This is a genomic window from Arenibacter arenosicollis, from assembly GCF_014397245.1.
GTDB classification, from domain to species: domain Bacteria; phylum Bacteroidota; class Bacteroidia; order Flavobacteriales; family Flavobacteriaceae; genus Arenibacter; species Arenibacter arenosicollis.
The window spans coordinates 78,494-90,846 of record NZ_JACLHY010000007.1 but is presented as its reverse complement, the minus strand read 5'-3'; the positions used below and the strand labels follow the sequence as shown (position 1 = coordinate 90,846).

The following is a 12,353-nucleotide window of genomic DNA, read 5'->3' as shown; positions in this document are numbered from 1 at the left end:
TTATTATAACATGCTGTATATTTGTTTCTTATAAAATGCCAAACACTAACCATAGGCATTAAAGTTATTGTTGGTCTTGTTACTTAAAGGGAGCAGGAAAATACGGACTGATCCTTGTTATTCGGCATGGGTCTACTTTAATGGTATATGGTTGTTTATTTAAATTATGACCATGAAAAACACTAAGTTAAAATGCATTTTAATAGATGACTCCACGGTTCAAAGACGTGCAGTTGCCAAAATTATAAAAGAACATTCCAAACTTGAGCTTATAAATGAATTTGATAATGGTTTGGATGCTAAAAAGGACATTTGTAGCAATACCATAGATTTAATTTTTCTAGATATTGAAATGCCTGGGTTTAACGGCTTCGATTTGCTGGAATCTCTGGAGCACAAACCGCAGGTAATACTTATTTCCGGCAACCCTAATTATGCCATGAAGGCATTCGACTACGATGTAACGGACTATTTGCAGAAACCTGTGGATAAGAACCGATTTGATCTTTCTATTAAAAAAGCAATCAACAAATTTGATCTTCAAAATGCAGAAGAGATTGAGCTGGAGTATATTTATGTAAATAGTAATCTTAAGAAGACCAAATTATTTTTGAATGAGATATTGTGGATCGAGGCTTATGGTGATTATGTGAAGATTATTACCAATGAGAAAAAAACGTTGATTCTCTCTACTATGAAAGCATTTGCGAAACAGTTGCCCAAGGATAAATTTCTTAGGATTCATAAATCCTTTACCGTAAATCTTGAGAAAATTGAAAATTTCAATGGTTCTACAGTTGAGATAAAGGGACAGGTCATTCCTCTAAGCAGGCATAAAAAGGAGGCATTGATTGAAGCCCTGGTAGTGATAGAATAACAATTATCATGGAAGGTCTAAATACTTTTGGACATTAAAGTTGTGGGGTGAAATTCCTTTTTTTTGATCTACAATGCTCTGGAACAGCCATCACATATGAAGAAACCACTTTAGGTGTCTTCCTTCCCGAACCATTGGTAAAGCTCAAGGAGGTAAAATATGATTAAAAGAAAAATTCTTTTTATCTTTACAATACAGATGAGCAAATTATTTTCCATAGCACTTTCGCTTTTACTTTTAATCCAAAGTTTTAACTTGGATATGGTAGACGTTGCCCAGTTGGATGATTTTTTGACTCATGCCCAATTTCATAAGCAGAAATACGGCGACAATTTACTGGTTTTTATCTCCAAACACTACGGGGAACTTAAAAAGCAACACGATATAGAACACAGGGAAGAACACAAGGATCATGAAGAATTGCCTTTCAATCATCAAACATGTTCCCATTTTACATCAGCCTTCGTGCTGAATGCGATTGATTTTGGGGTGCCTAAATCCACACAAGTAACAGATACCGCTTCAAACTTTTTTTATCAAGAGTCTTATTACCCAGTACAAAATTCCGATATCTTCCAGCCGCCCAAGGCCACATAATTCATTACTGATACAAATCATTATTTAACAAGCTGTTTTACTATAGCTTGCAATCTTTTTATCTATGAATTATGTTATCCAATATTATACAATTCAGTGTAAAGAATAAATTAATTGTTCTTTTGTTCACTCTATTTATTATAGGTTTTGGACTATTTTCCTTAACCCAAATACCTATCGGTGCTGTTCCGGACGTTACCAATAATCAAGTTCAGGTAATTACCACTTCGCAAAATTTGTCTACTCAGGATATGGAGCAATTTATAACTTACCCCGTTGAGCTTGAAATGGCCAATTTACCCGGGGTAGTTGAAATACGCTCGGTATCAAAATTTGGCCTGTCCGTAGTTACCATTGTTTTTGAAGACAAAATGGGAACCTATTTGCCAAGACAGTTAATCGCCGAAAAATTAATATCCGCTTCCGAGAAAATCCCGGAAGGGTTTGGCACCCCTAAAATGGGGCCAATTACAACGGGTCTAGGAGAAATTTATCAATATATTCTGGATACAAAACCAGGATATAAGGATAAATACTCTGCTATGGACCTGCGTACCATTCAGGACTGGGTGGTAAAAAGACAGCTTTCCGGAATCCCGGGTGTGGTAGAGGTAAATACTTGGGGGGGCTATTTAAAGCAATATGAGGTGGCCATAAATACTCAAAAGCTACATGCTATGAATATTACCACTGCCGATATTTTTACTGCTTTGGAAAAGAACAACAGCGTTTCGGGCGGTGGTTATATTGAAAAGGTAAATCAGGCGTATTTTATTCGGGGAGAAGGACTTGTTACTTCACTTCAGGATATTGAAAACATCGTGGTTAAAACAACAAACAACCTTCCTATATATATTAAGGATGTGGCCAAGGTGGACTTTGGCAGTGCAACCCGTTTTGGCGCCATAACAGGGAATGGAGAAGGAGAAAAAGTTCTAGGCCAAGTAATGATGTTAAAGGATGCCAATTCCAAAAAAGTTATTGAGGCCATCCATGAACGTGTAGATGCCATTTCCAAAACCTTGCCCGAGGGTGTTTTTATCAATGGATTTTTGGAACGCAGCGAGCTTATTGCCAAAACAACTTTTACCGTTGCAGAGAACCTGATTTTAGGCTGTTTGATCGTTATTTTTGTGGTGGTCTTGCTACTTGGAAATCTTCGTTCGGGTTTGGTAGTGGCTTCGGTAATTCCACTTTGTTTATTATTTGCCCTATCCTTAATGTATATTTTCGGAGTAGATGCGAACCTAATGAGTTTAGGGGCTATAGATTTTGGTATAATAATCGATGGAGCCGTTATAATAGTGGAATATATTGCCTTTCAAATAACTGCCAAAAGAGCGCCATTGCAATTACTGGGGGTGAAAGAACAACAAGTACTAAAAGATGAAATCACCTTTAATGGAGCTTCAAAAATGATGAACTCGGCCATCTTTGGTCAGTTAATTATCCTAATCGTATTTATCCCGATTTTATCTCTTAGTGGTGTTGAGGGTAAAATGTTCAAGCCCATGGCACTTACCTTTAGTTTTGCTTTGATTGGGGCCATGATATTATGTTTTACCTATGTTCCGGTGGCAGCGTCCCTTTTTATTAGACCCTCTACCCTATCCCCAAAGAATATTTCGGTTCGGCTAATGGATTTTCTTAGTAGATCCTATGATCCTATTATTCGATGGGCATTGAAAATGAAAAAATTGGTTTTAGCCATTGCCATCTTGCTTTTGGGTAGTTCCATTTATTTGTTTACAACAATGGGAGGGGAATTTGTTCCTACTTTGGATGAAGGGGATTTTGTTATACAACCCGTTCTTAAAACAGGTACATCATTGAGTAAAACTGTTGAAATAACCACAAGGATTGAAAGGATTTTATTGGATAATTTTCCAGAGGTTAAACAGGTAGTTACCAGGATAGGTGCCGCTGAAGTGCCCACGGACCCTATGTCTATGGAAGAGAGTGACGTTATCATTATCCTAAAATCTAAAAAAGAATGGGTTTCGGCCGAAAGCAAGGATGAACTGGCCGATAAATTTAAGGAAGCCTTGTCGGTAATCCCAGGGATGGAGGTGGAATTTACCCAGCCCATTGAAATGCGCTTCAATGAGCTTATTACTGGGGTCCGTGCTGATATTGCCATTAAAGTTTTCGGTGACGACTTGGAAATCCTAAATAAAAAGGGAAATGAAATAAGAAACTTGATCAAGAATGTAGATGGTGCTGCGGATATAACGGTTGAGAAAATTGCAGGCCTTCCGCAAATGAACGTTAAATTTGACAGGGCAAAGATTGCAAGATATGGTCTAAACATTGCCGACCTGAATAACCTTATTTCCATGGGGTTTGCAGGGACCAGCTTAGGGAGTGTATTTGAAGGGGAAAAGCGATTTGACCTCACCCTAAGGTTGGATCTAAAAAGTAGGCAAGACATCACTAATTTAAAAAATTTGTATGTAGACACCCCTGCTTCGGGTAAAATTCCTTTGGGGGAGTTGGCCCAAATATCCTACACTACCGGGGCGGCAAAAATCTCGAGGGATGATACCAAACGCAGGATTGTAGTGGGCATCAATGTACGGAACAGAGATCTTCAATCGGTAGTTGATGACGTTCAAAAGCTCATTGAAACAAATGTAAAACTACCTACGGGTTACACTGTTACCTACGGGGGGCAGTTCGAAAATTTACAAAGTGCCAAGGACCGATTAAAAATCGCCGTCCCAGTGGCGTTGATCCTTATTTTAATTATGCTCTATTTTGCATTTAATTCTATTAGGGAGGCGCTTATTATTTACTCTGCAATTCCACTCGCTGCCGTAGGTGGTATTCTCCTTCTGTTTGCCCGGGACATGCCATTTAGTATTTCCGCAGGAGTTGGCTTTATTGCCCTTTTCGGTATTGCTGTCCTTAATGGGATTGTATTGTTAGAACATTTTAAAGAACTAAAACATCAGGGAATGGAAGATTCAGATGAGTTAATTATCCAAGGTTCCAAGGATAGGTTGAGAGCGGTTTTGCTTACTGCATCTGCTGCCGCACTTGGTTTCCTTCCAATGGCAATTTCCACCAATGTGGGGGCAGAGGTGCAAAGACCGCTTGCTACCGTGGTTATTGGAGGGCTTATTACAGCCACCATATTGACGTTGGTAGTTCTGCCCATCCTCTACTCTATTTTTCATTCAAAAGATAAGCCAAAAGAGGTAAAATCCAAAAGCAGTTCAAAGATTCTAGGTTTCGTAGTGCTGTTTACGGTCTGTGCCACTTCGGTTCAGGCACAGGAAGATGGACTTAATTTTGACGAATTACGGACTATGGCTCTTAAGGGTAATTCTGGACTAAAAGCATCGAGCTTAAAAGTGGATGAATCCAAGGTGTTGATCGGGAGTGCATTTAATTTTGATAAGACAGAGGTCTATTATCATTACGATCAAAATAATATAGCTTTTAATGACAAACCTTTGGAGGTGTTCGGAGTACAGCAGAATTTCCTTTTTCCAACTGTATATTTTGCAGGAAAAGGTGTTAATAAGGCCAATTATCTTATAGAAAACAGCAACTTTGAGCTAAAGAAGCAAATGCTCGAACAGGAATTGGCATCCAATTATCATGAGCTACAATATGCCAGGCAAAAGGAAAAGACCTATAGTGAATTGAATGAGTTGTATGAGAGGTTTTCCTATTCTGCACAACGAAGGTTTGAACTGGGTGAAAGTAATTATTTGGAAAAAATAACGGCCCAGGCCAAGCAAAGGGAGCTTCAGATACTATATACAAAAGCCATTGAAGATGCCAACCTGGCCTATCAGCAACTAATTAAGACGGTGCAGCCAGATTCTACATTACTGGTTAAAACCCTGCCAATGGAAAAACTTAGATTAATGGATATTGATATTGAGGAAAATGTTGGTATGTCATATTTTAAAAACAGAATAAAAATGTTCGATGCCAAAAGTAACCTTGAGCAACAGCATTTACTGCCAGATTTGAACTTTAATTATTTCCAGGGCACCAATTCCACTTTGGGTGAAAACCTTCAAGGTTTTCAATTGGGGATTAAAATTCCTTTATTTTTTAGTGGAAATGCTTCTAAAATAAAGGCGGCCAAGATAGCCAAGGATATTTCCCAGGCCGAAGCACAGGATTATCGAATACAACTAAGGGCCAAATACGAATCGCTTATGGGCCTGCTGAAAAAGTATCAAGAGGTGTTGGCTTATTATGAAACCGAAGGTCAGGGACTAGCCGACGAAATTATAAAAACGGCGACACTAAGTTATCAGAGCGGGGAAATAGACTTTTTTCAATATATACAAAGTATGGAAAACGGCTACCATATTACCCTTACCTATTTGGAGAATCTAAATGCCTATAATCAAACGGTCATTGCAATTAATTACATAAACCTATAAAACAAAAAATATGTCACGTATACTATATATCCCCCTTATATCAATCCTTTTGTTCAATGTTTTGGGCTGCGGAGATTCAAGCAATAAAAATAATACCGTTGAGAGTGCTGCGGAGAGTACAATTAAGGCAAACACTATAACTGTTACAAAGGCACAATTTGAAGGCGAGAACATGGAATTGGGCATGCTTAGTCAACAAAATTTCCCTGTAGTGGTGGAGGTTGCGGGAACCATTGATGTTCCACCTCAAAACAAGGCAATAGTTAGCGCCTTTTCTGGAGGCTATATAAAAAGAACTCCCCTTTTGATTGGGAATAAAGTAAAAAAAGGGCAACCCTTGCTTAGCTTGGAAAATCCCGAATTTGTTCAAATTCAACAAGAGTATCTGGAAAGTTTTGAACAGCTTAATTTTCTTAAATCCGAATTTGAGCGACAAAAAAGTTTGGTAGCGGAGCAAATAACCTCTCAAAAGAATTTTTTAAAAGCAGAGAGCGAATACAAGCGTAATCTTGCCAGGTATAATGGTTTGCGACAAAAACTTAAAATGTTAAATATCTCTCCAGAAAATGTAGAAAAGGGAATACTGGTTTCGGAAACAACCATTTTTGCGCCCATAGATGGCAGTATTACACAAGTTAATGTTAGTAAAGGCATGTATGTTTCCCCTTCGGATGAAATTATGGAGATAATAAATACGGACCATATTCATTTGGAATTATCCGTGTTTGAAAAGGATATAATGAAAATAAAAAAGGATCAAAAAATACGTTTTAGGATTTCGGAGGCCTCTGAGGAATATTACGAAGCGGAGGTGTATTTGGTAGGTACCTCCATTGATGCCGAAAGCAGAACGGTTAAGGTGCACGGTCATTTGCATGATGATGAAAACCACAATTTTGCTGTAGGAATGTTCGTAGAAGCTGCTATTATTACCGAGAATAGGAATATTAATGCTTTGCCCAGTGAGAGCGTTGTTACCCTGGATAACAATCAGTATGTTTTATCCTTGGTTTCGGAAGAAAGCGACGGAAAAATTTTTGAACCAAGAACAGTTAAGACCGGAGATAGCTTTAATGGATATATTGCCATTACGGATTTGGGTGGATTGAAGGATACCGATCAGGTAATTGTTAAGGGAGGTTTTAATTTGGTAGGCGAGACCGGTGGTCATGATCACTAATCAACGCAACCTCTTTTTATAAAAAAAAAGGATAGTTCATTATAAATTACTGGCTTAGGCATGCATAATAGTTAACCAGAAATGTAATGCATTTCTGGTTAACTTTCAATGGATTAATGGGGAGTGAGATATAGTGGAGGATTCATTATACATAGACCTTAAGAACTAATTTTAAATTTTAGAACTTTCTATTTGGCGAAAAGCCGATTATGTCCATAGAAGTTTTCTTGTCAGAAATTATTTCCGAGACCAATTGTCCCGTAACCGGTCCAAGGCTCCAGCCCATCATAGCGTGTCCTGTGGCAATGGTTAAATTTTCTAGGGTGCTACTTTTTCCAATATAGGGTAAGCCATCCGGAGAAACTGGGCGTAGACCACTTTTTGCTTTGGCTATTTCCTCGGTATTGATTTCTATTTCTGGATAAAACTCCTTGACCGCTTTGGCTATAGCTTCCACTCGCTCTTTATTAATGATATCGTTGATTCCGGAAAATTCCATGGTTCCTGCAAAGCGGGTAAACTGCTTCATAGGGGTCACGGCTACTTTGGCTTCCATTAAAATGGCAGGAATGGTAATCCCTGTTGGGCGCGGAACGTTTATACTATATCCTTTACCTGCTTGAATGGGAAGTTTTAGCTTCATTTTCTTGGATAATTTTTCACTCCAAGAGCCGGCCGCCAAAACAATTTCTTCAGGTGAATACTCTGTCTTTTCTGAAATTACTTTGGTTATTCGGCCATTATCTGTCACTATATCCGTGACCTCCTCATTGGTTTTGATGATTACACCGTTGCGTTTTAGATAATCCAACATTTTTTCCATGAACTCTGTTGGTGTGGTATGTCCGTCGCACTCATAATGAACAGCCCCTTTAACGTCCATGGTAAGGTTGGGCTGTAATTTGTTCAATGCTTTCTTGTCCAAGGAGCTAACTTCCATTCCTAAAAAGGAAGCCTTTTCAGCAACCTCCAATTCATGCTCCCCTTCCTCCTCGGTCTTGTACAACATTAACAAGCCCTTTCTTTCCAGTTGAAAATCCCCTAAATCCCCAGTATTTTTAATAGCTGCGAAAAGTTCCCTGCTCATTAGGTTTATTTCCTTGATCAAGGGAATAGCGTGGGCCACTTTTTCCTTGGTGGATGATTTGTGAAAATACCATGACCACCTAAAAAAGTCCATATCCCATCGTGGTTTCATATAAAATGGACTGGTTGGACTGAACATCCATTTAATTCCTTTGACAATCATTCCTGGGGAGGCCAGGGGAATTATATGACTAGGAGTAATATACCCGGCGTTGACAAAAGAGGCTCCGGATGTAATATCCGATTTGTCCAATATGGTAACCTGATGACCCTCTTTATGTAAAAAGTAGGCCGAACAGAGTCCTACTATTCCCCCGCCAATAATCAATACGTTTTTTCCCATTCTATATTACTTGAAATCCGTGTGCATAAGGATCATCATCGTCAATAATAATGTTATTGTATCCGTAAACTTGGGCCCATCCCTTAATACTTGGAACAATGGCCTTTAATCCGGATAGCGTAGTTTCCTCCTCCACTTTGCCAATAAACTGGGACCCAATAAAACTTTCGTGAATAAAATCATCCCCCACTTTTAATTTTCCTTTGGCGTGCCATTGTGCCATGCGTGCTGAAGTGCCAGTACCACAGGGCGATCTGTCTATAGCTTTGTCACCATAGAAAACAGCATTCCTTGCTGTGGCCTCTGGTGATATAGTGTTGCCTGTCCAAAGGATATGGCTAACACCGTTTATGGTAGTGTTCTCTGGATGGATAAAGTGGTCAGGATATTTTAGATTGATTTTTTCTCTTATTTCTTGACTATACTGAATCAAATTACTCGCAGAATATTCTTGGATTCCCTTGAAATTTTTTTGGGGGTCAAAGATTGCATAGTAGTTGCCCCCATAGGAAACATCGAAAATTAGTTCACCCAAAACAGAACAGTTAATAGTGAGTTCCGAGGAAGCTAAATAAGACTTCACATTGGTCAATTTTACCCAATCTACTTTTTTTCCAGTTTGCTGGTATTGGATGTTTACCAAACCCGCCGGGGTTTCCATACTTATTCTACCGGGCTCCTTGGGAGAGAGTAAACCTTCCTCTATACCAATGGTTATGGCTCCAATAGTACCGTGTCCGCACATGGGAAGGCAACCACTGGTTTCTATGAATAAAATACCAAAATCGTTTTCGGGATTGGAAGGCGGGTAAAAAATACTTCCACTCATCATATCGTGACCTCGAGGCTCAAACATTAATCCTTTCCGAATCCAATCAAACTCTTTAAGGAAATGCTGGCGCTTTTCACTCATGTTATTGCCCAATAAATTTGGTCCTCCCCCGGCAACCACCCTAACGGGATTCCCGCAAGTATGGGCATCCACGCAAAAAAAGGTCTTTCTGGCCATTAATCTAAATCTTCTGTTTGGTGTGTTCTCCGTTCACAAGTCTCATTATTCCCAACGGATTATTATTCCTTAAAGCCTCTGGCAATAATTCTGAAGGCCAGCTTTGGAAAGAAACGGGCCGTACCCATCGCCTAATGGCAGAGGTTCCAACTGAAGTAAATCTACTATCCGTTGTGGAAGGAAATGGGCCTCCGTGCATCATGGACGGACAAACTTCCACTCCAGTCGGCACCCCATTGAATATTATACGACCTACCCTATTTACCAAGGCATTTACTACCTCTGTATAAGTTTTTATTTCAGTTTCCTTCCCTAAAATAGTTCCTGTCAGTTGCCCTTCCAATTCTTGGGTCACTGTTATCAACTCTTCTTTGTCCTTACATTGAACTACGATTGAAAATGGTCCAAAAACCTCTCTATGTAAAACAGGGTTGGCTAAAAAATCTTCGGCAGATACGGTTAAAACCTTCTGTTGTGCAAAATTAGGAGCTACATTGCCATTGTGCGAAGCTACCTCCACGGTTTTTGGTTGTGAAGACAATTCTTTTTTTCCTTTTTCGTAACCTTCATAGATGTTTGGATGCAACATACATGTAGGATCCAACTTTTCTATTTCTGAACCCAAGGTGGCTACAAAACTATCCAGCGCCTGACCTTTTATACCTAGAATAAGTCCTGGGTTGGTGCAAAATTGTCCTGCTCCCAGCATAATGGAACCGGCGTATTGGGTTGCCCATTCGGACCCTTTTTGTTCAAGGGCAGATGGTAGTACTATCACTGGATTAATACTGCCCATCTCGGCAAAAACTGGAATAGGCTCCTTTCTTTGGGAAGCCAATCTATACAGGGCCATTCCCCCATTTGTACTTCCTGTAAAACCTATTCCTTTTACTTTAGGGTGTACGGTTAATAGCTGTCCTACCTCTAAATCACTACTATTTAGATTGGAAAATACGCCATCGGGCATACCTGTCTTTTTAGCTGCTATAGCTATAGCCGAGGCAACCAACTCTCCCGTGCCTGCATGCATTGGGTGACTTTTTACAATTACGGGACATCCTGCAGCAAGAGCACTGGCCGTATCTCCCCCGGCGGTAGAAAACGCCAATGGGAAATTGCTGGCACCAAATACAACAATAGGACCAATAGGAAGTAACATTTTTCTTAGGTCTACTTTGGGCAATGGCTCCCTGTCCGGCTGAGCGGTATCAATGGTGGCCTCCACCCATGAGCCCTCCTCCAATAAAGTGGCAAAGGCGCGAAGTTGTCCCATGGTTCTACCACGTTCTCCTTTGGCCCTGCCTTCCGGTAATCCAGATTCCTGTACATAAACGGAAATCAATTCATCCCCCAAGGATTCAATTTCGCTGGCAATGGCCTTTAAAAATTCTGCTTTTTTTCTGTCTGAAAAAGTGCGATATGTTTCAAACGCTACCGCAGCTTTTTCCACAGCTGCATTTACCTCTTCCTTAGAGGCCTCATGGAAAATCCATTCAGTAGGTTTATTTAATTTTGGATTGAAGGTTGAATAAGTTCTACTGTTCTTGGCCGATGTATCTACTCCAATATAGTTTTTCCCTGTAATCATTGTAAATTTATATTATAATTATGCTCTCCTAATGAGCTTGTTTTTTCACCACTAAAGTAACACTTTAGCTGGGTTTTTCCAGTTACATTCTGCTTAAACCAATTCTTCCTTATAATTCGGAAGGGTTGGCCTTGTTCTCATTCCTTCTTCAATAATTTTTAAGACCCTTTTCCTTTCCTCTCCTTGAAGCGGAAGTCTAGGAGCCCGTACTTCTTCTGTTCCTATGCCGGTAGCCACTTCGGCCAACTTTATGTTTTGGACCAATTGAGGGTTGATGTCCAGTTCCAATAAAGGCAAAAACCATCTGTAAATGGCTAGGGCTTCCTTAATTTTCCCAGCCTTGGCCAAGTTGTGGATAGCCACCGTTTCTGCTGGGAATGCACATACCAAACCAGCTACCCAGCCGTCAGCACCCATTAGAATACTTTCCAATCCTAAGGTATCAACCCCTGTCAAAACCTTTAAACGATTGCCAAATCGATTTTTAATTCTTGTAATATTCGAGATATCACGGGTAGATTCCTTAACCGCCTGAATGTTGTCCATTGTTAATAATTCTTCGAACATATCCAAGGTTACTTCTATTCCGTAATCTATAGGGTTATTATAAACCATGATGGGCAAATCAGTGCTTTTGGCAACTTCCTTAAAGTAGGTTACCGTTTCAAAATCATTGGCCTTATAACGCATTGGGGGAAGCATCATTAGTCCACTGGCTCCGTATTGTTTTGCTTTAGCGGCAGCCTCAATGGCGCCTTTGGTAGTTTGTTCCGCAATATTTATGATTACTGGGATATTTCCATCAACAATTTCTACTGTCTCCTGAATAAGTATTTTCTTTTCGTCATCGGTCAGTGTGCTAGCTTCACCAAGGGTACCACCTAAAATAATGGCGTTGACTCCCGCCTCCATTTGTGCCCGTATATTTAGCTCGAACATTTTTAAATCCAATTTATCGTCTTTTGTGAATTTGGTGGTCACTGCTGGCATTACGCCTTCCCATTTTATTTGCATAGCTATAAATTTATTATGATCTACAAATTTAGTAAAATCACACCCCTTGGAATAGAGGTATATTAGCCAAACTTGAGAGGATATTGACTATTCCAAGGTGCCCCGCCATAAAAAATGCCAACATAACATTTACTATGGCGTATAATTAAAGCTAGAGAAATTCTGGGTTTACTGGCATTATAGTGTGATGCTGAATTATTTAAGCTGGATAAATTGAAATACATGCAGCACAGCTTGCAGTTTTATAAAA

Annotated in this window: 8 protein-coding genes; 4 read left to right on the top strand and 4 right to left on the bottom strand. The window is 39.6% G+C overall.

Annotated features, from left to right (window positions below):
• Positions 1-172: 172 nt before the first annotated feature.
• From H4O18_RS09125 to H4O18_RS09110, 4 genes are all read left to right on the top strand, one after another.
• Positions 173-877: a LytR/AlgR family response regulator transcription factor gene (locus tag H4O18_RS09125; protein WP_187583736.1), complete on the top strand. Its 705-nt coding sequence runs from the start codon at positions 173-175 to the stop codon at positions 875-877.
• Positions 878-1,036: 159 nt separating this feature from the next.
• Positions 1,037-1,474, top strand: a complete 438-nt coding sequence (locus tag H4O18_RS09120; protein ID WP_246474155.1) for a hypothetical protein — start codon at positions 1,037-1,039, stop codon at positions 1,472-1,474.
• Positions 1,475-1,545: 71 nt separating this feature from the next.
• Positions 1,546-5,883: a CusA/CzcA family heavy metal efflux RND transporter gene (locus H4O18_RS09115; RefSeq protein WP_187583734.1), complete on the top strand. Its 4,338-nt coding sequence runs from the start codon at positions 1,546-1,548 to the stop codon at positions 5,881-5,883.
• A 10-nt stretch (positions 5,884-5,893) separates the two neighbouring features.
• Entirely contained in the window at positions 5,894-7,063 is a 1,170-nt protein-coding gene (locus H4O18_RS09110; RefSeq protein ID WP_187583732.1) for an efflux RND transporter periplasmic adaptor subunit, read from the top strand.
• A 178-nt stretch (positions 7,064-7,241) separates the two neighbouring features.
• Here H4O18_RS09110 and H4O18_RS09105 read toward each other — a convergent pair whose 3' ends face one another.
• From H4O18_RS09105 to H4O18_RS09090, 4 genes are all read right to left on the bottom strand, one after another.
• Positions 7,242-8,492 carry an NAD(P)/FAD-dependent oxidoreductase gene (locus H4O18_RS09105; protein ID WP_187583731.1) on the bottom strand — a complete coding sequence of 417 codons (1,251 nt, stop codon included), beginning with the start codon at positions 8,490-8,492 and terminating at the stop codon, positions 7,242-7,244.
• Position 8,493: 1 nt separating this feature from the next.
• Complete coding sequence (locus tag H4O18_RS09100; RefSeq protein ID WP_187583729.1) at positions 8,494-9,501, bottom strand: 4-hydroxyproline epimerase; 1,008 nt, start codon at positions 9,499-9,501, stop codon at positions 8,494-8,496.
• Positions 9,502-9,505: 4 nt separating this feature from the next.
• Positions 9,506-11,089, bottom strand: coding sequence for an aldehyde dehydrogenase (NADP(+)) (locus tag H4O18_RS09095; RefSeq protein WP_187583727.1), 1,584 nt, complete (start codon positions 11,087-11,089; stop codon positions 9,506-9,508).
• A gap of 93 nt (positions 11,090-11,182) precedes the next feature.
• The gene (locus tag H4O18_RS09090) at positions 11,183-12,103 is read right to left on the bottom strand and encodes a dihydrodipicolinate synthase family protein (RefSeq protein WP_187583725.1); all 921 of its coding nucleotides are present in this window, start codon (positions 12,101-12,103) and stop codon (positions 11,183-11,185) included.
• Positions 12,104-12,353: the final 250 nt, after the last annotated feature.